Origin of the sequence: Roseivirga misakiensis, assembly GCF_001747105.1 — a bacterium.
Lineage (GTDB): Bacteria > Bacteroidota > Bacteroidia > Cytophagales > Cyclobacteriaceae > Roseivirga > Roseivirga misakiensis.
On the sequence record NZ_MDGQ01000005.1, the window covers coordinates 1,134,824 to 1,155,355 of the forward strand.

At 39.6% G+C, this 20,532-nt stretch carries 19 protein-coding genes; 9 read left to right on the forward strand and 10 right to left on the reverse strand.

Annotated elements, in window-relative coordinates; all coding sequences use genetic code 11:
* Positions 1 to 80 precede the first annotated feature (80 nt).
* Positions 81 to 1,703, forward strand: coding sequence for an OmpA family protein (locus BFP71_RS12655; protein WP_088125016.1), 1,623 nt, complete (start codon positions 81 to 83; stop codon positions 1,701 to 1,703).
* Positions 1,704 to 1,709: 6 nt separating this feature from the next.
* Here BFP71_RS12655 and BFP71_RS12660 read toward each other — a convergent pair whose 3' ends face one another.
* From BFP71_RS12660 to BFP71_RS12675, 4 genes are all read right to left on the reverse strand, one after another.
* Positions 1,710 to 2,117 (reverse strand): acyl-CoA thioesterase, encoded by a 408-nt coding sequence (locus tag BFP71_RS12660; protein WP_069835832.1) that lies wholly within the window; start codon positions 2,115 to 2,117, stop codon positions 1,710 to 1,712.
* A gap of 33 nt (positions 2,118 to 2,150) precedes the next feature.
* Positions 2,151 to 3,173 (reverse strand): hypothetical protein, encoded by a 1,023-nt coding sequence (locus BFP71_RS12665; RefSeq protein ID WP_069835833.1) that lies wholly within the window; start codon positions 3,171 to 3,173, stop codon positions 2,151 to 2,153.
* A gap of 118 nt (positions 3,174 to 3,291) precedes the next feature.
* Positions 3,292 to 4,992 carry a gamma-glutamyltransferase gene (gene ggt, locus BFP71_RS12670; protein ID WP_069835834.1) on the reverse strand — a complete coding sequence of 567 codons (1,701 nt, stop codon included), beginning with the start codon at positions 4,990 to 4,992 and terminating at the stop codon, positions 3,292 to 3,294.
* A 24-nt stretch (positions 4,993 to 5,016) separates the two neighbouring features.
* Positions 5,017 to 7,407 carry a S9 family peptidase gene (locus BFP71_RS12675; protein WP_069835835.1) on the reverse strand — a complete coding sequence of 797 codons (2,391 nt, stop codon included), beginning with the start codon at positions 7,405 to 7,407 and terminating at the stop codon, positions 5,017 to 5,019.
* A gap of 212 nt (positions 7,408 to 7,619) precedes the next feature.
* Here BFP71_RS12675 and BFP71_RS12680 point away from each other — a divergent pair, with 212 nt between their 5' ends.
* The gene (locus tag BFP71_RS12680) at positions 7,620 to 8,009 is read left to right on the forward strand and encodes a response regulator (protein WP_069835836.1); all 390 of its coding nucleotides are present in this window, start codon (positions 7,620 to 7,622) and stop codon (positions 8,007 to 8,009) included.
* Here the strand turns inward: BFP71_RS12680 and BFP71_RS12685 are convergent.
* Positions 8,004 to 9,365 (reverse strand): sigma-54-dependent transcriptional regulator, encoded by a 1,362-nt coding sequence (locus BFP71_RS12685; RefSeq protein ID WP_069835837.1) that lies wholly within the window; start codon positions 9,363 to 9,365, stop codon positions 8,004 to 8,006. The two genes, BFP71_RS12680 and BFP71_RS12685, sit on opposite strands and share 6 nt — an antisense overlap.
* 111 nt (positions 9,366 to 9,476) lie before the next feature.
* On the opposite strand from BFP71_RS12685, the gene BFP71_RS12690 reads away from it, so the two are divergent.
* The 4 genes from BFP71_RS12690 (at position 9,477) to BFP71_RS12705 (ending at position 13,828) form a co-directional block, all read left to right on the forward strand.
* Complete coding sequence (locus tag BFP71_RS12690; RefSeq protein WP_069835838.1) at positions 9,477 to 10,490, forward strand: formimidoylglutamase; 1,014 nt, start codon at positions 9,477 to 9,479, stop codon at positions 10,488 to 10,490.
* Positions 10,491 to 11,039: 549 nt separating this feature from the next.
* Positions 11,040 to 12,209, forward strand: coding sequence for a hypothetical protein (locus tag BFP71_RS12695; RefSeq protein WP_069835839.1), 1,170 nt, complete (start codon positions 11,040 to 11,042; stop codon positions 12,207 to 12,209).
* Positions 12,210 to 12,378: 169 nt separating this feature from the next.
* Positions 12,379 to 12,663 (forward strand): hypothetical protein, encoded by a 285-nt coding sequence (locus BFP71_RS19285; RefSeq protein ID WP_141719754.1) that lies wholly within the window; start codon positions 12,379 to 12,381, stop codon positions 12,661 to 12,663.
* Positions 12,653 to 13,828, forward strand: coding sequence for a 6-bladed beta-propeller (locus tag BFP71_RS12705; protein WP_069835841.1), 1,176 nt, complete (start codon positions 12,653 to 12,655; stop codon positions 13,826 to 13,828). Before BFP71_RS19285 ends, BFP71_RS12705 begins: the two co-directional genes overlap by 11 nt.
* 65 nt (positions 13,829 to 13,893) lie before the next feature.
* On the opposite strand, the gene BFP71_RS12710 is transcribed toward BFP71_RS12705, so the two are convergent.
* Positions 13,894 to 14,328, reverse strand: a complete 435-nt coding sequence (locus BFP71_RS12710) for a peptidylprolyl isomerase (RefSeq protein WP_069835842.1) — start codon at positions 14,326 to 14,328, stop codon at positions 13,894 to 13,896.
* Positions 14,329 to 14,369: 41 nt separating this feature from the next.
* On the opposite strand from BFP71_RS12710, the gene BFP71_RS12715 reads away from it, so the two are divergent.
* A complete protein-coding gene (locus BFP71_RS12715; protein WP_069835843.1) occupies positions 14,370 to 14,819 on the forward strand; it encodes a DUF4442 domain-containing protein in 450 nt (149 codons plus the stop codon).
* Here BFP71_RS12715 and BFP71_RS12720 read toward each other — a convergent pair whose 3' ends face one another.
* Positions 14,820 to 15,287, reverse strand: coding sequence for a MaoC family dehydratase (locus BFP71_RS12720; protein ID WP_069835844.1), 468 nt, complete (start codon positions 15,285 to 15,287; stop codon positions 14,820 to 14,822). It lies immediately after the preceding gene.
* 57 nt (positions 15,288 to 15,344) lie between these two features.
* A complete protein-coding gene (gene dinB, locus BFP71_RS12725; RefSeq protein WP_088125017.1) occupies positions 15,345 to 16,433 on the reverse strand; it encodes a DNA polymerase IV in 1,089 nt (362 codons plus the stop codon).
* 112 nt (positions 16,434 to 16,545) lie between these two features.
* On the opposite strand from dinB, the gene BFP71_RS12730 reads away from it, so the two are divergent.
* Entirely contained in the window at positions 16,546 to 16,725 is a 180-nt protein-coding gene (locus BFP71_RS12730; protein ID WP_069835846.1) for a hypothetical protein, read from the forward strand.
* 35 nt (positions 16,726 to 16,760) lie between these two features.
* Positions 16,761 to 17,234, forward strand: coding sequence for a DUF2452 domain-containing protein (locus tag BFP71_RS12735; RefSeq protein WP_245701845.1), 474 nt, complete (start codon positions 16,761 to 16,763; stop codon positions 17,232 to 17,234).
* 27 nt (positions 17,235 to 17,261) lie between these two features.
* Here the strand turns inward: BFP71_RS12735 and BFP71_RS12740 are convergent, their stop codons facing one another.
* Together BFP71_RS12740 and BFP71_RS12745 are read right to left on the reverse strand one after the other, a co-directional pair.
* On the reverse strand, positions 17,262 to 17,882 hold the full coding sequence (locus tag BFP71_RS12740) for a deoxynucleoside kinase (protein ID WP_069835847.1): 621 nt from the start codon (positions 17,880 to 17,882) through the stop codon (positions 17,262 to 17,264).
* A gap of 189 nt (positions 17,883 to 18,071) precedes the next feature.
* Positions 18,072 to 20,480 carry a TonB-dependent receptor gene (locus BFP71_RS12745; RefSeq protein ID WP_069835848.1) on the reverse strand — a complete coding sequence of 803 codons (2,409 nt, stop codon included), beginning with the start codon at positions 20,478 to 20,480 and terminating at the stop codon, positions 18,072 to 18,074.
* Positions 20,481 to 20,532 lie beyond the last annotated feature (52 nt).

Here is a 20,532-nt window from a genome sequence, read left to right on the forward strand (position 1 = left end):
TATTTATCTTGCACAGTATTTTTTGAAACCCATTACAATGGTCCTCAACATCGGATTGGGTTTCTAGTAAAAGTAGCTTGATGAAATTAAGAAGTATTAGAAATATTTTGTCTTTGTGCCTCATGCTAATGTTGGCTCTTTCCAGTCTAAAGGCGCAACAAACAGCACATGTGGTATTGGATAGTATCAACTCATCTTATGACGAACATTCGCCAATGCTGAGTCCCGATGGCCAAAGGTTGTACTTTACCAGAGCGGGCCACCCAGCTAACATTGGTGGAGTGCTCGATCAAGGAGATATTTGGTATGCTCAAAAATCGGGAGATGGTTGGTCAAGACCGGTGCATGCAGGACCTGAGCTTAATCATCCAGGACTAAATGGTATAGTTGGATTTAGTGCAGATGGTCAACGTCTCTATTTGCTAAACTTCTTTGACAAAACGGCAAGGGCAGGGAGTAAATTGAAAAATGGAATTGCGGTAGCTAAAAAGTCGGGCAATTCATGGGGAGAACCTGAATTGTTGCCCATAAAATACTTTTCAAATAGCTCAGCGCATATTAGTGCTACAATTTCAAGAGATGAAAGCGTGCTGATCATGTCTATCATTTCGTATAACACTGAAGGAAACGAAGACTTGTATTACTCTTTAAAAGGCGCAAATGGGGAATGGAGTCAGCCAAAAGGTTTAGGGGAGAACATCAATACCTATGCTGAAGAATGGACGCCTTATTTGGGGTCAGATAATAAGACATTATACTTTACTTCTAATGGCCATGAGGGCTTTGGAAGTAGGGACATTTTTGTAACCGAGAAACAGGGGAATTCTTGGGAGTCTTGGTCGGAACCGAAAAACCTCGGCGATGCCATTAATACCAAAGGTGTAGAACAAGGGTATGCGATACCTTTTAGCGGTACTATAGCCTATTTTTCCTCAACACAGAATAGTGAAGGTTTTGGAGATTTATTCGGTTTCCCGATCGATAAGGAAGAACCTGTGATCATCGATGCTCCTGTCGTGGACGAACCTGAGCCACAACCACAAACCGATATCCTTATTGATACGCTTGAGGTGCCTGTGCCAGATGTGGACATGATTTTCGTTATCAAGGATCAACGAACGTTAGAAGACGTTGATGGAGAGGTGACTTTTGAATATAATGGTATAACAAAAAAAGCTTCTCCCTCAGATTATGAAACGCTTGTGGATAACCGCATGTTACAAATGAGTTTTGCTCCCGGTACAGAATTGACTGTATCCATAAAAGCAGAAGGTTTTTTGAACTTTGAAAGAAAGTTTACCGCTAAAAGAGGTACTTCTAGACTACAAGAACTACTTCTCGTTGCCGAAGAAGTAGGTACAAAAGTTGAAATCGAAAATGTACTATTTAGAAGGGCTAGCGCCGAGTTTTCAGATGTTGAAACTGCTCAGAAACAGATCGATGAGCTTATCGGTCTTATGAATGCCAACCCAGGAATGGCCATTCGATTGGAAGGACACACCGATAATCGTGGTGATGCCAAACTACTCAGGGATTTATCAGAGGCCAGAGTAAAAACGGTAAGAGACTACATGATCTCTAAAGGGATTTCGGGAAGCAGAATTGAATTTGTAGGCTATGGTGGTGAAAAACCTTTGAATAGTGGTAATTCAGCGGCAGCTCGTGAGATTAACAGAAGAGTAGAATTTGTGATCATCAAGTAGCCTTGGCTACTGATTTTTTTCATAGTAATCGATCATATCACTGGTGATTCTAGCAGGACGCAGAGAATCAGCATGTAACATACACCACCAAGTACTTGCTTGAACTAAAAGCTCTTGTGTTTCTTCGTTCGTAATTCGCACAAATCGATTTGATTTTGGACCTTGAAACTCATTGATATGAGTTTGTATGAGTAATTTATCCCCTAGATAAGCTGGTTTTTTGTATTCAATAAAATGATTTAATACAACCCAAACGAAGTTTTCGAGCCATTCTTCTTTTGCTGCTTTTTCCCAGTGTCCTTTGGCAACGTCTTGAACCCATTGTAAATATTGAACATTGTTGACATGATTTAATTCATCCAAATGTTCTGCTTTTACAATTAGTCTTTGATGAAAAATCTGGGGTTCGGCCATGCAGCTATAAGTTTAAATCGGCGGGTAAAAGTATCAATAAATTATGGTGCGCTCTTCTTTTCTAATGACCAGACCATTAGAATATGTGATCTTCTGAATCCAATTTCCTAGTTCGTCATACTCATAGTAGGTCTTGAAACGGTCGACATAAGTGCCACTTGAGGTTCTTTTCTCATATTCAACCAAATCGTCATAAAGAAATACCTCTTTGAATCTGGACCTTACTTTACTCGTATCGCCATTATAGAAAAAGCCCCTTACGATCATTTTTAATGAATCGTGCGCTATTCTAACATGTTGCTCGCTCGTCTTTCCGTTAAAATTATAGAAGGTCTCTTGTTGAACCGTGGAATCTTGGAAATAAGAATAGATGGTTTCAGAAGCCAATTGATTTTCGTGATATTTTGAGGTTTTTGTCTTCCTTTCAAAGCCATCGTATTGATGGATGAAGTAAGTAGAATCTACAGGGATATATTTATTGCTTCTTCCATTTCTAGACTGACTTGATGCATCGAAATATTGATCAGAAACTAGATCGTAGTGGTCGTTGTACTTATAAACCCAAAATTTACTCAGCCGATCTACTCCACGATATTCTTCTTTTGAAGTAACTTGATAGTGGTCGTTGTACTGCACAACATTTCTGGAATGAATTTGCTCAGCATATCTATAAACAGTCTCCGTAGCAATCCTTTTTTCATCATTATAGGCGTACTCAAGCTTCTTCACCTTTTCTTTAGGGTCAAAGCGCTCTTGCCGTGTGATACGGCCGTATTGATCATATGCATTGGATTTTAAGACCTCCTTGTCTTTTACAAAATCGATATGATCCAGTGAATTCCCTTTGAAGAAATAGTGTAAAATAACATTGTCGGCAACTAGCTCACCACTCGATTTTTGATATTCATATTTTTGAATGTAGTATTCGCTAGGTGAGTTTTTTAGAAGCGTATCTATTTCCACTGCTTCCAGAAGCTCAGAATGGAAATGGGGCAACCTACTTTGTCCGTACAGGCTAAAAGATGAAAAGAGCATGAAGCCGATTAACCAGCGCATGCTCTAAAATACGGAAATCAAAGTTTATCTAAATGGTAAACTATTATTCTTCAGGTCCAAAAATGGGGGACATAGGCTAAGATAAATGGGTAATCATCTTTACCCGATGACTCTTGTCTTAATAGCCGCTTGCGGTATCGTCTCCTCGGTTATCAGCACCACCTTCAAGTTGTCCATTCGGAAGTACTAAGATGGCGTCTACCCGGCCGATTTTTCCCACCCGACGAAACTTGTGCCCCATATCCATTAATGGTTGCATACGAGCACTGTCTAAAGCTGACCTTTCTACTTGGATAACATCTGGTAGCCATTGGTGATGAAACCTCGGTGCCAGCACGGCTTCTTGCATTGTCATATCGAAGTCAACGACGTTTATAATTGTTTGGAAAACGGAGGTAATAATAGTCGAACCCCCAGGGGTTCCAACAACCATAAATAATTTGTCGTCTTTCGTCACAATGGTTGGTGTCATAGAGCTTAGCATACGCTTTTCTGGAGCGATAGCATTGGCTTCACCACCCACTAAACCGTAGCTATTTGGTACACCTGGTTTAATGCTAAAGTCGTCCATTTCGTTATTCAGTAGGAAGCCTGCACCGCCCACGAACACTTTACTACCCATACCGCCGTTTAGCGTGGTGGTGACAGAAACAGCATTTCCCCAAGGGTCTACCACAGAAAGGTGTGTAGTTTCTTCACTTTCTTGTGGGGCAGGGGCACCTGCGCTAATTTCGCTACTCGGGGTGGCCTGAGTAGGGTCAAAATCTGACATTCTGTTTTTAGTGTATGACTTATCGATTAATCCTGCTTGAGGTACTTCAAAGAAATCAGGATCCCCTAAATGTTCCGCACGATCGGCATAGGCTCTTCTTTCTGCTTCTACGATCAGGTGAATGGCTTCGGTGCTGTGAAAACCCATTTCCGATAGGTTAAAAGGCTCTACAGCGTGCAGTAGTTGCGATAGTGCAATACCACCGCTTGAAGGAGGGGGCATTGAAATAAAGCCGTAGTCGCGGTACTCACCCGTCACTGGCTTTCTCCACACGGCTTGATATTTTTCTAAGTCTTCCAAGGAAATTAGGCCGTTTCCTCTTTCCATTTCCTCAACAATCAGCTGTGCAGTTTGTCCTTTATAAAACCCATCTCTCCCTTGATCTCTTATAAGAGTGAGCGTGGCCGCTAATTCAGGAATACTGACCGTATCTCCCTCTTTCCAGCGTTGGCCTTCTTCTGCTAAAAAGAAATTGGGCTGTACAGTATTGTACTCGATGAAGTTGTTTCGATTTCCATTAAGCCCACTTGCCTCTTTGGCCGTTAACACCCAGCCATTGGCTGCTAAATCTATTGCGGGTTGTACCAAAGCTTTCCAGTCTAGTTTTCCATACTTTCTATGGGCAGCCTCCAGACCTGCAACAGTACCAGGCACGCCTGCGGCCAAATGCCCTCTTACACTGGCGCGAGGGATCACCTCTCCGTTTTCATCAAGGTACATATCTCGATCGCCGGCCAATGGCGCTTTTTCCCTGAAATCTAATGCATCAATGTCTCCATTGGCCATGCGGCTAATCATAAAACCACCGCCGCCAATGTTTCCAGCTGAAGGGTAAACTACCGCTAGGGCAAGTTGTGTAGCTATAGAAGCGTCAATGGCGTTTCCCCCTTGCTCCATAATTTGTTTACCAACTTCAGATGCCAATGGATGAGCAGATACTACCATGGCTTTATCGGCAATTAAACCCCTGTTCTCTAAAGAGACTTCAACGGTTTTTTCGCAAGCCAATAATGAGGCTATGATCAATAAGGAGAATAACTTTTTCATGATAGTATCTGCTTTAATAACTGCTTATTTCTTTCCGATCGTTCTATCGAAGAGTTTATAAATCCTTTTGTACTCGTCGGTCCAACTGGATGGCGTTGTAAAACCATGGTTTTCAACTGGGTACAATGCCATTTCCCAGTTGTCTTTACCAAGTTCTATCAGTCTTTGAGCTAGCCTCACCACGTCTTGGAAGTGAACATTTGTATCTACCATACCATGAGCAATGAGTAAGTCACCCTTTAGACCTTCGGCAAAGTAAATAGGGGAGCTTCTTTTGTAGGCGATTGGGTCTTCAATAGGTGTATTGAGAATGTTAGAAGTATATCCATGGTTGTAATGCGCCCAATCCGTTACTGATCTTAAAGCGGCTCCTGAATTGATGATATCAGGGTGCTGGAACATGGCAAACAACGTAATGAATCCGCCATAAGAACCGCCGTACATTCCAATTCTGCCTGCTTCGACATTATGCTCCTCCATCAGGTATTTGGCGCCATCTATTTGGTCAGAAAGGTCTTTTCCTCCCATATGTCGATAAATACCAGTACGCCAATCACGGCCATATCCTGAACTGGCTCTGTAATCAATGTCTAGTACGGTATAACCCTTGGCCATTAGCATATTATTGAACATGTATTCTCTTTGATAGCTACTCCACCAATAGTGTACATTTTGAAGATATCCCGCGCCATGAACGAAAATTACGCCTGCACCATTTGGATTCTCAGGCTTGTAAAGTCTGGCGTGCACGTCTGCTCCATCTTCTGCTTTAAAAGTGATGATTTCGGCTTCATGCCAATCATATTGTTTAAACCCTTCTTGTTGACTATCAGTAATTTTAGTCCATTTTGCACCAGGTTTATTTGGCTGCACATAAAGCTCGGTTGGTTTGTCTATATAGGAATAAAGGACAGCCAAAGTCTTTTCGTCTGGCGAAAGTGATACATTGTTATTACCGTCTTCTGATGTAATCTGAGTGATTTTACCACCCTTAATTGGCATACTATAGAAGTGACGAATACCTGGGTGCTTCATGTTTGCTGTGAAGTACCATTTAGAACCGTCTTTTGACACGCGTGGATTGTAGACTTCATAATTTCCATCCGTTAACTGCTTCTGAGTTCCCGTTTTGAAGTCATAAATGTAGAGGTGTGAATATCCAGATCGCTCAGATTGGAAGTAAAGTGTTTCACTATCAGGTAAGAAGCCTACCGCAAATGAACTGATGCCAGGACCTGCAATCCATGCCTCATCTCTTTGTCTATCAATAGTTTTTAGTTCTCCAGAGGCAGGCATTAGCTGCATAATCCAGCGATCCTTATTATCTCTAGAATCGAAGTTTACTACCGCATACTTTCCGTTTTCAGACCAAATAATATTGTTGGCTGATACTTGTCGAGGTTTCTTCTCCACTTTTCTGTCAGGGTAGTCCTTTACATAATCAGGCAAATCAGTGATTCCCGGTAGTTTTTCTACATCAACCATGTAAAGTGAGTCACCTTCGACACTGTAAATTCCAATTTCGCTATGACCTTGTTCTCCACCGACTTTGCTTCGTGCTCTCAAATCCGTTGTGTACCCTGTTGTGGTTACATAATTGGGTACAATCGTATTTTTTGCTGGGTTTTTCGGGGCTTTATAAACACTAAAGCTCACGAATTTACCATCAGGAGAGAGCTGTAAGTTTCTGACGTTATCCAGCTCGACACGGTCTCTTCTGTCGGCAGCCGCTTGAACTTGGTTTCCGAAAGTAGCACCTCTGAAACGGTTTCTGTTTCTAGGTCTATTTCTTCTTTCTTTTAGAATAGCTGAAGTTTCAAGTTGGTCTTTTCTCAACCATGCATCTTGATCTTTATTACCACTGTTCCCGTTAGAAGCTCTACTTCTTGAAGGTCCGTCATCGTTGCTCGAGATCGTGAAGTTGGTAAGTTGTCTCATCAATCCTGTTTTCAGGTTTACAGAAAAGAGGTTGTTATCGGCAATGTAAGTGACAATGTCATCAGTATGGAACTGCGGATTTGATTCCCTTACATTCGTTCCTGTGATCTGCGTTTCTTTTTTGCCCTTCAACTCCATCATATAGATGTCTCCACCCTTGACGTAGATAATCTTAGACTCATCTTTGTTGTAGACATATCGAGAAGGCCAGCCTTCGCTGCGATCATCATCTTTTGTCAATTCTCCTCCTGATTTACCAACTTTAAAAGTACTGGACGATTCTTCGTCCTTATTTCTCCAGGTAAAGAATATGTTTTTACTGTCTTTTGACCAGCTAACATTTGAAGGGGAGGTGCCCACAAATTTAGCCTGATCCTGCATGATTTCTTCGACTGTGAGTTCAGTCAGTGGCTTGGTTTGGGCAAAAGAAAATGTTACCCAAAGTATGGCGGTTATTGATAAGAGAATTTTGCGCATAATTTTCTAAATAGTTTAGCCAAACATAACTAAAAATGAATGGAGATTAATAGCAATTGGTATGGATGGTTTTTTCTCCATTTGGGAAAAATGTCAAGACTTTGGGACTTGAAATGAGGGACTGTCCATGAGCATAGTACTTTAAACGTGTTATAGCCATATTTTTCAACCGAATGGTGCTGGTACACTTTTAGAATAGGTTCTCGTTGAATATGAGTCCTATAACTAACAGTTTATTAATAATTGAAGATGAATTAACGACGCGCCGACTGCTGACTTATCTCTTGGAGCCTTACTATTTTGTGCATTGTGTGGAAGATGGAATGAAGGCAAAAGCTTGGCTGACGGCTGGTAACAGACCTGACCTTATTATTACTGATATCGAGATGCCGATGATGAATGGGTTAGAACTGATAGACTTATTAAAGTCAAAGTCCCGTTTAAGGTCCATTCCAGTAATTGTTATGTCTAGCTTAAACGAGAAATCAGCTAAAGCACAAAAAGTAATCAGTGGAGTGGGGGTGTTTTTGCAAAAACCGATAGAGCCAAAAGTACTTTTTTGGCGAATCGAGCAAATGCTAGCACAGACAGTCATCTTATGATTCTTCTTCCATTTCTTTAAGGTACCGATAGATGCTCGATTTACCGATATCTAGCTTATCGGCTACTTTCAATACGTTATTGTCGTATTTATCGAGAAAGTGTTTAATGATTTTGAAGGTGTAATCTCTCAAGGTCATCTCCTCTAAAAGGAACTGCCCTTCCTTTTGTAAAGCATTAAAAGTAATATCTTCTTCTTCTATCGAATGATCGTCGCACATAACCGCCGCCAATTCTATGATAGACTTAAGCTCTCGCACATTACCGGGGAAAGGGTAATTCAGCAATTTATTCTGAGCTTCTTTGCTAATCTTGATTTTCGAGAGCTTGTTTTCCTTGGCGAAGGTGTTTAAAAAATGCTCTGCGATAAGCAGAATGTCTTTCCCTCTATCCCTGAGCGGTGGGAGTTCTACTTGGATACCCAATAACCTATAGTACAAGTCCTCTCTAAAATTGCCCGCTTTCACCTCTTCAGCTAGGTTTCTGTGCGTCGCCACAATCACCCGTGTTTCGAACTTAACTACTTCATTACCACCTATGCGAGTCACTTCCCTTTCTTGGAGTGCCCTTAAAAGTTTGGCTTGAAGGTTAATGTCCATTTCGCCAATTTCATCCAAGAAGATCGTACCTCCATTAGCTTCCTCAAATTTTCCTTTCCTACGGGCTAGTGCACCAGTAAAAGCCCCTTTTTCGTGACCGAAAAGTTCGCTTTCAATTAAATTTTCAGGAATTGCAGCAATATTAACGGCTACAAAAGGCTTTTTACTTCTATCGGAATTGTAGTGAATGGATTTAGCGACAACTTCCTTACCTGTACCGGTTTCTCCGGTGATAGAAACTGTGATATTCGTTTTGACTGCTTTAGTCAATAGTTTGAAAATCTTCTGTATTGCTGGACTCTCACCGATGATACTATTATCGAATTCGTATTTCTGACCGATCTCTTCCTTTAACACCGAGATTTCCTCTTTTAGAGAGTCTTGCTTTTTAGCATTGTTCAAGGTGTTCAGTAAACGATCTTTAGTCTCGTTATCTTTGGTGATATAGTCATATGCACCGTGTTTCAATAATTCCACGGCAGTATTTATACTCTCCTGAGATGATACGACAATCACATGAATATCGGGGTTGTACTTTTTTATCGCTTTTAGTATTTCTTCCCCTGTAGTATCTGGCAAAGAATAGTCGAGCGTAATGATCGAAGGGTTTTCATGGAGATGATCAAGGCAGTCCTTTCCATTGGTAAAGGTTTTTACCACGTGATCAGGATTGAGTTCGGCTACGTACTGAACGAGTTTAAGATAAACTGGATCGTCTTCTACAACAAAGATTTTTACCGGATCAGGGATGTATTCCATGAATAAAAATTGGTTAAGCTTGGTGAAGATATTAATTATTAGACCGTAATAAAAGCAGTTCTAAAGAAGCCTCAAAAGCAATTTTCTTAAATTCAGCCTAACGAATTCGCCATGTCTTTAAAAAGCCTTACTTACAGTGAATTAGCAAAGATTGTAAATCATCGAACTGGTGAAATAAAGCTTGGTGAACAGGTCCTTACACTAGATTCTAGTGACCTGAGTGAACTAGACGCCATAAAGGCCAAGGGAGTTAAATTTTGCCTGTTGGGGATACCAGAATCGATCGGCGTGATCGGGAATGGAGGTAAAACGGGAACAGAAAATGCATGGTGGACTTTTCTAAATGCCTTCCTAAATATTCAGAGCAATAGGTTTTTATCAGGGGAAGCTTTTGTAGTGTTAGGGGAGGTAGATGTTAGAAAACTACAAGTCGATCTAGACCAAACCGACACCAATGAGGCAAGATTGCTGTGTGAAAGGGTAGATGAAATGGTGTATCCGATTATCACTGCGATTGTAAAATCAGGTTTGATTCCAATTGTAATTGGAGGAGGGCATAATAACGCTTACCCTCTTTTGAAAGGTGTTGCAATGGGCCTAAACCTGAACGATGGAATGAACGCGATAAATTTGGACGCACATGCCGACTTTCGCAGCTTGGAAGGGCGGCATAGCGGCAACGGTTTTTCCTACGCAAAACAGCATGGGTTTCTTAACAACTATTCTGCTTTCGGGCTTCATCAGTCTTATAACAGTGAATCGCTTTTAAAAAGTATGGACGAGACTGGAGGCGTAGATTATACTTTCTTAGAGGATATAGAAGACTTCGAGGCATCATTGAATGAAACAATTGCCTCCTATAAGAATCAAGGGTCTTGGGGCGTAGAAGTGGATATGGATGCCATCAAAATGATACCCAGTAGCGCGATTTCACCGTCTGGAGTGACCTTAGAACAGGCAAGGTTTTTTGTACGAAAGTGCGCAGAGAATTTAATGGTAAAATATCTCCATTTACCAGAAGCAGCTCCGACTAACTCATTAGAAGAACGAATGGTAGGGAAGGCGCTCAGTTATTTAGTGGCAGATTTTGCGAAAGCTTATCTTCAAAAGAAAAAGGTCAGCTAAATGATAGCCGAACTTAAATACTTACTCCTTTTAGACAAATCTTTGCTAAAGTGGATTCTTCCTATTCAAAAGTATTTATGGTGATAATCATTTACTGAGTTTAGTTAGTCGTGATATTTTATTCTTCGTTTAAATTAAATAAAACGTTATTTATAACATTAATAGTAAATCTATTAAAAATATATATTTAATAAATCACTATAAATAATTGATAAGTACAAATAAAATACTATCTTGTAAGAGTATGTTAAAGGGATGCTCCGAAAACCTTGTAATAGAGTAGGTAAAATTTAAATTTATTTAAATGAAAAAGTTTAAAGTAACATTTATTGGATTGACAATATTGTTTAGTATGTCGATTGCCACCAGTCTTAAATCAGAATGTACCCCTATAGAACCAGGGAGCTATGACTACGACGGTTGGTGTACTAATGTACCTGATGGTCGAGAGTGTACAGCTTGGGGACCAGGGGGGGTGCCAGTGCCAAATTGTAATTTTTAACTAGAGTAAACGAGTCATAGAATTATGGCTCGTTAAACCTTATATTCATGAAGACGAAGTTTAAAATGTTTGTTTTCTTTTTTGCTTGTTTCCTTTTGCCAGCATGTAAAAAATCAGAAAATGGTATAACCAATGTTAAGAATATAGGCATAACCCTCAGGGTTGTTGGAGAGTCAAAGTTTTTAATAGACTCGTTGACACTCTTTAGTAGCCGCTACATAAACTACGGTGAATTCGAGGGGCAAGAAACACTCGCTATTCTCAATTCTGATGCAAATAGGTTACAGGTTTACAGTGAGGCAACGGGAGAATTGATTTGGGCCTTGGATTACTATACATCCGGTGAGAATAGTATTGGAATTAAAGGTGCTTATGGCTTTTATATCGAAAATAAAGAAAGTATTTATCTTTTTGATGGATGGAAAGGTGTTTTATCTAGGGTAAATAGTCAAGGTGTTATACTAAACAGGTATGATTTTGCACCAAATGGCGTTAATACAGGTTATGCATTCCCAGTCGTGTCTACTTTAAGTCCTATTCATTACTCTAGTAATCACTTCACTTTGTATGGTATTATTCCAGGGATTTGGCGAAAAATGAGATTACAAAATGAAGTGATGCTATCCTATGATATTGAAAATGACACGTTGAGATATTCGCTTCAAAGGCCCAAATTAAATACGGAATTTAATTGGGGTGATGGACTAATGAATTTTGTTTACTATGACTTTATCGATTCTTTAGATCAGTTTATAGTAAGTTTTGCTAATTCTGAAAATTTAATGCTGATAGATAATAATGGTATTGTTCAAAAAGAACTACAAACAGAGAGTATATTTTTTGATTCTGTAGAACCTTTAATGTCAGATTATAATAGAATCCCTGACCCCGAATTGACAGAGAAGTATTTTTTTAGTGAACCAAGATATTGGGGAGTGATACATGATCCATATAGAGGTGTTACTTATCGTGTGACTCAATATCCATTCGACAAAGCACTTTTTAAAGATGGCATGAGAAAGATGAAAAGCTCTATTATTATTCTTGATAGAAATTTTCAAAAAATTGGTGAGCAGGATATTGACCCTGATGAATATGATCTTAAGATGATGTATGTAAACAAAGATGGTTTAAACATCGCGTCTAAAAAGAAATTTAAAGTAAATGAAGAGGTATTAACTTTTGACATATTTGATTTTTATGATAAGGTTAGGTAATCATCTAGTTATTGTTTTAGTATTGTTTTTATTATGTGGTTGCAGTAATAGGAAAAAGGCTCAATTTGAGAAAGTCCTTTCTGAATCAGGTCTGATTGACAACAGAATTCTTGAAGACGATCTTATCTATATTATAATTCCAGGGCAAGGATGTCCTAGTTGTTTAAAAATGGCTCAAGAGTTTTTAAAGGCCTCTAACTTTAAGCAAAGTGAATTTCACTTTATACTGACGTTCTATGAATCACGTAAGAGGCTTAAGCTTATTTATGGTGATTCAGTTCTATTTAGGAAAAATGTATATCTTGACGAAAATAGTCTCTTTCACAATGGTGGTTTTTATTCAATGTACCCTACCGTGATCAAGTATGGTCCTTCTGGTTTTAAACTCAAAAATATGGACCCAAATAGCTACGACATTTGGCGTTCATTAGAATTAGGAAGTTATGACTTTTAGTCAGGTGTCACCATTCTTAATCTTATTGCCACTGTTATTTTCGGCATGTTCAGGGCCTAATGAAGTCGAGAATTCAGTTCCATCCTCTGACGAACTACCGCAATACGACATAGACTTTAACCAAAAGCATGTTCCTCTGGTTGAATTCATGGAAGACGTGGAATTTATTTTCTTAGAGGAGACCCCAGAGTCCTTATTTGGTGGGATAAAAGAAGTTATTGTATCTGATGGCTCGATCTATTTACTAGATAGTAAGCTTATCAAATTGATGAAATTTCGTTCTGATGGTAGTTTTGTCGAAATGCTTTCAAACAGAGGCAATGGCCCCTCACAGTATCAACAAATTATTGATTTAGTCTTGAAGGAGGACACACTCATTGGTATTGATTCACGAAGACAAAGGGTGTTAAAATGGGATAGTAATTTAGGTTTTGTCGATTCGAAAAGTTTGGGTTATAGACTAAATGACTTTGTTGAATGGAATAAGGGATTCCTGATAGATATCAATTATGATTTTCTAGACATCTCTAATTTTAATATGAACAATATCCTTTTCTTAAATAATGATTTTGAAATTGAGAAAGCCGCTGTTCCTTTTCAGAATATAATGTGGGCACCAGGAGGACATCAGCTTTTCAACAAGTTTGGAGGCAAAGTTTTCTACAGGTCTAGTTTAAGTGATACTGTTTTTCAAATAGATTCAGTTACCGAGGAAATAGAACCAGCTTATCGCTTCAGTTTAGGCGAATTTTGGTTATATGGTACTGAAATTAAGACCAACGAGGAGTATATGGTGCACTACGAAACTGGCTTTCAAAATATAGAAATGTTGAAATATTTAGGTTGGTTCGAGGATGAAACTTTTATTCTTGGCCAGACATATAAAGTTCCGGATTACACTTGGTATGGCTTCTTGATCGATAAGCAAAACGAAAATCAAATTCACTACGTTGATTGGCTTCTGGGAGAAGGATATGGTAGTGCTTTTATTCCGCTGCTACTACAGGATGGTCGATTATATGGTGCGCTAGATAGAGATAAGTTTGATTTTCTTTTAGATCAAATTACAGATGAGAGCCGATCAATACTCAGAAATCCTGATTTTAAGACGGTTGACGGAGAAAACCCTGTTTTGATATCATTCAAGGTGAGATTCCCTAATTGATCTATCCAATAAAAAAAGGTCAGCTAAATGATAGCCGACCTTTCATTTTCTTACGTGGAATAAGCTTAGTCGTTGATCACGATTTTTTCGATTTTATCACCTTGTCGGATATCATCGATTACATCAACTCCATCAACCACTTTACCGAAGCAAGTGTGGTTTCTGTCTAAATGAGCAGTGTTAGTTCGACTATGGCAGATGAAGAATTGAGAACCACCAGTATTTCTTCCAGCATGTGCCATAGAAAGTACACCTCTGTCATGATATTGGTTTTCGCCATCAAGTTCGCAATCAATTGCGTAACCAGGTCCACCTGTACCGATGCCATCAGGGCAGCCCCCTTGGATAACAAAATCAGGAAGAACTCGGTGGAAATTCAAGCCATCATAAAAACCTTTTTTAGAAAGGTCTACAAAGTTTTTAACAGTGTTAGGAGCATCTTTTTCATAAAACTCCACTTTCATTACGCCTTTTTCAGTATGGATTTCTGCTGTCATTATATTTTTCTGTTATTTGACGCAAAAGTAAACTTTTCCTCCAGATGTTCAGACTTTCTAAGCGACAGAAGATTAAACTCATGAATTTTTATCCTCCTTACATAGGTGCTGGCGTAAGGGTGAGAAGCATAAGCGAAGACTTTTTGCGTGCAGAAATTGAAATGAAACTCCGGTGGTGGAATAAAAACCTAGTGGGTACGCATTTCGGTGGATCGTTAATGTCCATGTCCGATCCATTTTATATGCTTTTACTGTTTGAAAAATTAGGAAGAGATTACATTGTTTGGGATAAAGCGAGCACTATCAAGTTTAAAAAACCAGGTAAGGGAAAAGTGACTTGCGTTTTTGAAATCACGGAAGAGTTTGTAGCCCAAGTAAAGGCAGAAGTTGATGCTCTCGGGAAAAAAGACTACGTATTGCCTTTAGTCATCCGAAATGAGGCCAATGAGGTAGTCTGTGAGTTAGAAAAAACGATCTACGTTCGTAGAAAGTGATTACTTGTTAAAGTGATATAAAAAGATAAACTCTCCTGTAAAAGCAGGTTTAGGATTATCCTTGATTTCCAGCTTTACATTTAATTGGCATTTAGTAATACCCCTTAAATCTGCCAAAGAACTAAGTTTTACTCTCAATCTTACTTCTTGATCAACTTTAACTGGTTGATTGAATTTGAGTTTTTCAATCCCGTAATTGATCATCATTTTAATGTTTTTGATCTCAGCTATCTGTTCCCATAAATAGGGAAGTAGCGATAGGGTTAGGTAGCCGTGGGCAATTGTACTGCCGAAACCACCCTCTTTGGCTGCCCTTTCTGAATCAATATGAATCCATTGATGATCAATGGTAGCATCTGCGAACGCTCCGATGCGGTCTTGGTCAATTTTTAAGAATTCAGAAACCCCAAGCTCTTGCCCGATGTACTGCTCAAATTCAGCGTGACTATGGATAATTACTTTTGTCATTCTAAGTTCAATTACTGGTTAACCGTCTTGTAAGATAATTTTAAAAACAGGGAATGGCTAAAAATTCAAGGTCAATTGGTGACCTTTTTTTACTACACCTATTTCCTTATCACCAAAATTAGAACATGTAATCCCTAATAACCTAACACCTGACGGAAATTGATCCCAATCTATTTGCTCTAATAATCCAAATGAAATTTCTATCAACCGATCAAAACTATCAATTTCCTTTGTAACCGATTGACTTCTTGTGATTTGTCTGAAATCTTTGAATTTCACTTTAAGGGTAAGAGTTTTGCCGAATTTTTCAGCTTTTTTCAATCGATTCATCACCGTTCGTGCAATCGGCTCCAAAGCGAGCTTCATATCGACCAATTCTATCAAGTCGTAATCGAAAGTGTTCTCTGCCCCGAGCGATTTTCTAATCCGGTTGGGGTTTACAGGTCGCTCATCGTTTCCCCGAACTATTTCATAATAGAAACTACCCGATTTACCGAAGTGTGCTGTAAGCGCTTCTTTAGACCATGCTTTCAATTCCAGACCCGTTTTGATGCCAAGGGCCTTCATTTTTTCCGCTGTGACTTTGCCAACCCCAAAGAATTTTTCAATTGGCAGTTGCTCTAAAAACACTGTTGTCTTCTCAGGTCCAACCAAAGTAATGCCATCAGGTTTATTGTAATCGCTGGCGATTTTTGCAATGAATTTGTTCGTAGAAATTCCTGCAGAAGCTGTCAGTCCAGTTTTTTCCTTAATGTCGTTCCTGATCGCCTTGGCAATCATGGTGGCCGATTGCATGCCTTTTTTGTTTTGCGTTACATCTAAATAAGCCTCGTCCAATGAAAGCGGTTCTATCAAATCAGTATACTGCTGAAAAACCTCATGGATTTGATTAGAGACTTCTTTATAACGTTCAAACCTAGGTTTGACGAATATGATGTTCGGGCACTTATGATAAGCAAGCGTGGAGGGCATAGCCGATCTCACACCAAATTTCCGAGCCTCGTAGCTGGCCGCTGCCACAACACCTCTCTCTTTACTACCACCCACCGCCACGGGTTTTCCTTTTAGCTCAGGATCATCACGCTGTTCTACGGAGGCATAGAACGCATCCATATCGATATGAATTATTTTGCGCTGAACTGTCAAAGAGTTTCGATTTTCAATATCAAATTTAGCGCAGAAATATTGAAATTAGTGTCCTAAACTTAATGAGCATTCATTGGTTTAGTCTTTAGATAGACAAGAGTTCTGCATAATTATGGATAAGAAAAAGAAGATTTTTGTTGTGGTAGCCATCCTCTTTATTGTCGCTACCATCATTGTTGGTTATGATATTTCAAGGAAAACATCTTTTCCAGGGTCAAAGAAGTATTTGAAAGAGTCTATTGCGCCGTCCGAGAATGTTGAAAAAGACTCGGTTGAAGTGAAAACAAAGTAGTGTAATATTTACTTAATAGAAGCAAAGAACGAATTGTGAGTAAAGCAGGTAAGAAAGTAGATTTAGATCAGATTGATATGGACAGGCTGGGAGATATGGTTACTTCCAATCCAGGGACTATTGCTTTTCCGCATACTGTTGGCGGTGCTATGATTAAACCTGAAGACAAAGGTAAAATCAAAGGGCTCGCCGTGTCTGCCATGTATGAGCAGACGGACATGAATATGAAGCAGATCTATGATCAAATGCAGCTTTTGGCTCAACAGGCTAAGGCGCTACAAGATCGGGTAGATGTTTCAGAAAGAATTTATCAAGCTCAAATGAACTTTCAACCTTTGATCAGTAAGGTTTATCACTTGTATGAATTAGAAGATGGAAAGGATACCCTATCGCTCATTGGTCCAAAGGAGTGGGGTAGATCCAAGCCATTTAAGAAGTATATCGCTACAGTAAAGCTTCTTGCAGATCATACCTGGGACATTCTAGAAAAAGGAGAGGGAACAATCTGATTTAGATCAGATGCACTTTCTGCTCAGCTATTGGAATAACCCGTTCACTTGGTAATTCACCTTCTCTAACATAAAAGCATAATCTTCTACATTGGCGACAAAATCTAGATCGTTCACATCGATCACGAGTAGCTTGCCCAAATCGTAACTGCCTATCCACTCTTCATAATGCTCATTGAGGTTTTTGAGGTATTCAATCCGAATTAATTCTTCGTAAGCCCGACCTCGTTTTTGAATGTTAGCGACAAGTTTTGGTATATCGGCCTTCAAGTAAATCAATAAATCAGGAGCTTTTACGTGCTTGATCATGGACTTAAATAACTCCAAGTAGTTATGATAATCGCGTTCTGCGATATAGCCTGACTTGTAAAGGTTAGCGGCAAAAATGTAGCAATCTTCGTAAATAGTTCTGTCCTGTATGGTCCCTTTGAACTCAGACTCGCGAATTTTGGCCACTTGATTAAATCGACTGTTTAAGAAGTATACTTGTAGGTGAAAAGACCACCTTTTCATGTCTTCATAAAAATCCTTCAAATAAGGATTATCTTCTACCGACTCTAGTTGGACATCCCAATTAAACTGCTTGCCCAATTTCTTGGCAAAAGTGGTTTTTCCCGAACCAATATTTCCTGCGATCGCTACGTGCATTACTCTTTGCTTGAAATACGAAGTTATGGGTTGAAGACGGACTTTGAAGTGCTTTTGAACAAAAAAAGATCTGCGAGACAGACCTTTTTTTATTAACACCCAATAAATATGATTTGATAAGAATCATCCAAAAGGTAGTTATCTACTTTATCCTAATAATAAACTAAAGATTAATAAACTGTTACCTTCCTAGAAAGTCGCCCTGAGAGAAACTATGGCATTAAAACCTGGCGCACTAATTCCCGAGGAATAAGTTCTGTAGTGTGTATCTAGTATGTTTTCTAAGTTGATATTGATCGTAAACCGATCGTTGAGTTGGTAGGAATTATTAATATTCAATGTGCTCCAAGGCAGGGCTCCGTCTGCTGTATAAAGGAGTGGTTTATTCTGCTCGGATGGTGCCAAATCTTCAAAGGCAATTCCGCCACTGTATCGCAAGATAATGCTCGAAGTAAATTTCTTCTGACTCAATGTAACGCTTGTTTCTCCAAAGAGAGGGGCCACATGGCGAAGTGGAAGGTTTTCGATTGTGTCTTCTCCCTCTGTGTAAGTAAAGCTGCTTTTAAGCGTAATATTTTGATACAATGGAGCGCTTAAATTGAAACTAAAACCCCAAATAAATGCTTCACCCACATTGACTTCTGCAAAGACATTACTCAAGATGCCGTCGTATTGGATTTGGGAGGCACCATTAAAGGTAAAGGGTCTTCGAACCAAAGCGTCCCTTAGGAAAGAATAGTAATTAACAAAGTCTATTTTCAACCCAGACTTAAACTGTCGGCTAATGCCATACTCTATATTGTAACTGGTTTCTGGTTTTAGGTCTGGATTAGGCACTACGATCGACCCGGGTTCAGAGTCAAATACTTTGCCTATATCGTCAACATTTGGAGCACGAAAACCGCTTGAAAGTAATGCATTCAGTTTCCATCCCGCTTGTGGCAAGAATACGAGGCCAAGGTTTCCCGTCAAACCACCGTTACTTAGGTCAATTTCATCGAATGGGAAATTAAAAAAAGTATCGTCCACAAACTTTGAGTTCAGTGTGATATAACTGTAACGCAAGCCAGTAGAAAGGATGAGTTTATCATTGAGGTGATTTTTAGTGCTGATATATGCTGCTAAACTGTTATAGTCACTACCACCATCTGGGTAACGAGTACTAGTGGGTGATACTTCCCCTGTAGATATATTGGTTTGTTCTGCAGTAGACTCGACATCATTTAAGACAGCTTCTATCCCGTAATAGAGTTCTCCTGAAAGGCCGTATGATTTCTCGAAATCCAGATTGAATGACAGTATTTGTACGTTTTCGCGACGCGACCTGAGTATATCACTTCCAAAACGCCTGTCGTTTCTGCTTTCTACCACACGTTGCAAGGCTGTGGTCATTTTAAGCTGATCAAAGAACTTGGTCGGATAAAAGAAACGAGATTGTAAGGAATGCATCTGCCATTCCTGTGGTCCATAATACCATTCGGCGTTGGTAAGATTGCCATTGGTGCGATCAGTCAAGCGATCGTATCGAGGAATATCAGAAGAGGTAGAGTGGTGTAGCGAATAAGTAAAGTCGGAAAATGACCCCATTCGCCAGCGAAATTTTTGAAGAATATTCCACTGATCGTATCCAGAGGCTATCTGGCGATTAACATTTTCGTTTTGAATTATTCGATCTTCCCCATTAATTCTTTCAACATATTCGAATCGTTTTCCAAAATCAGGAAAAGCATCTGTTCTGTTACTACCCGTTCTTAAATCATCAAAGTTGTTGTAGGTAACGCTGGTAAAGGATGCAAACTTGGGCAAGTTCAACTCTAATTGTAAGTTGCTTGAAACGGCATTCGCAGCAGAAGCGTATCGTGTAAATCCTGAACCTTGAATTGTGGCACCTTCTGGTGAAAAGCTCGGGCTTTTTGAGTGAAAATCCATAACACCGCCTAGGGCATCGCTACCATAGATGACCGAACTAGGGCCAAAAACTACCTCGGCTTCCTGTAGATTATTGGGGTCGAGTGTGATGACATTTTGCAGGTTTCCACTCCTAAATATGGCATTATTCATTCTTACTCCATCCACTACTATTAGTACTGAATTAGCCGCAAAACCCCTGATCATAGGGCTTCCACCGCCTAGTTGACTCTTTTGTACAAAAACTTGCCCGCTCATCCCAAGTAAATCGGCTGTAGTGGCTGGTTCAGCACGCGCAATTTCCAATGCACCAAACTCTGTTATTCGCTGAGGGATTTCTAGTTTGTTTTGTTCCCACTTATTAGCCGAAATCACCACATCTTCCATTTCGATGATCTCTTCCGTGAGGCGAATAATAAAATTGAGCTTTGCTAGGTCTTGATATTTTACCTCCTTCGGACGAAAAGAGGGGTGCCGTATAAGTAAAGTGCTGTTTTCCGTAAAGCCTTTTAAGCTTGCTAACCCAGATTCGTTAGTGATAGCGGCTCTATCGCTTTTGTTTTCTTGGATTGTGGCTCTTGGTACTGGTCTATCATTTTTTTGATTGACGACAGTAACCGTCTGAGCATACCCAGTAAAACCTATAAACAGCAGGCCGGCAACCAACAACTTCTTTATCCAACGTAACATTCCGATTTTTCTGACCGAATTTTAGGCGATTATATGGTGTCTACAGTTAATT

Excerpts from the sequence above, each read along its gene's own strand:
- BFP71_RS12690 (WP_069835838.1), top strand. The coding sequence starts at position 9,477 with ATGTCTTTAAAAAGCCTTACTTACAGTGAATTAGCAAAGATTGTAAAT.
- BFP71_RS12675 (WP_069835835.1), bottom strand. The coding sequence starts at position 7,407 with ATGCGCAAAATTCTCTTATCAATAACCGCCATACTTTGGGTAACATTT.
- BFP71_RS12655 (WP_088125016.1), top strand. The coding sequence starts at position 81 with ATGAAATTAAGAAGTATTAGAAATATTTTGTCTTTGTGCCTCATGCTA.
- BFP71_RS12740 (WP_069835847.1), bottom strand. The coding sequence starts at position 17,882 with ATGCACGTAGCGATCGCAGGAAATATTGGTTCGGGAAAAACCACTTTT.
- BFP71_RS12665 (WP_069835833.1), bottom strand. The coding sequence starts at position 3,173 with ATGCGCTGGTTAATCGGCTTCATGCTCTTTTCATCTTTTAGCCTGTAC.
- BFP71_RS12720 (WP_069835844.1), bottom strand. The coding sequence starts at position 15,287 with ATGACAAAAGTAATTATCCATAGTCACGCTGAATTTGAGCAGTACATC.
- BFP71_RS12745 (WP_069835848.1), bottom strand. The coding sequence starts at position 20,480 with ATGTTACGTTGGATAAAGAAGTTGTTGGTTGCCGGCCTGCTGTTTATA.
- BFP71_RS12695 (WP_069835839.1), top strand. The coding sequence starts at position 11,040 with ATGAAGACGAAGTTTAAAATGTTTGTTTTCTTTTTTGCTTGTTTCCTT.
- ggt (WP_069835834.1), bottom strand. The coding sequence starts at position 4,992 with ATGAAAAAGTTATTCTCCTTATTGATCATAGCCTCATTATTGGCTTGC.
- BFP71_RS12715 (WP_069835843.1), top strand. The coding sequence starts at position 14,370 with ATGTTCAGACTTTCTAAGCGACAGAAGATTAAACTCATGAATTTTTAT.
- BFP71_RS12660 (WP_069835832.1), bottom strand. The coding sequence starts at position 2,117 with ATGGCCGAACCCCAGATTTTTCATCAAAGACTAATTGTAAAAGCAGAA.
- BFP71_RS19285 (WP_141719754.1), top strand. The coding sequence starts at position 12,379 with ATGGCTCAAGAGTTTTTAAAGGCCTCTAACTTTAAGCAAAGTGAATTT.
- BFP71_RS12705 (WP_069835841.1), top strand. The coding sequence starts at position 12,653 with ATGACTTTTAGTCAGGTGTCACCATTCTTAATCTTATTGCCACTGTTA.
- BFP71_RS12685 (WP_069835837.1), bottom strand. The coding sequence starts at position 9,365 with ATGGAATACATCCCTGATCCGGTAAAAATCTTTGTTGTAGAAGACGAT.
- BFP71_RS12730 (WP_069835846.1), top strand. The coding sequence starts at position 16,546 with ATGGATAAGAAAAAGAAGATTTTTGTTGTGGTAGCCATCCTCTTTATT.
- BFP71_RS12680 (WP_069835836.1), top strand. The coding sequence starts at position 7,620 with ATGAGTCCTATAACTAACAGTTTATTAATAATTGAAGATGAATTAACG.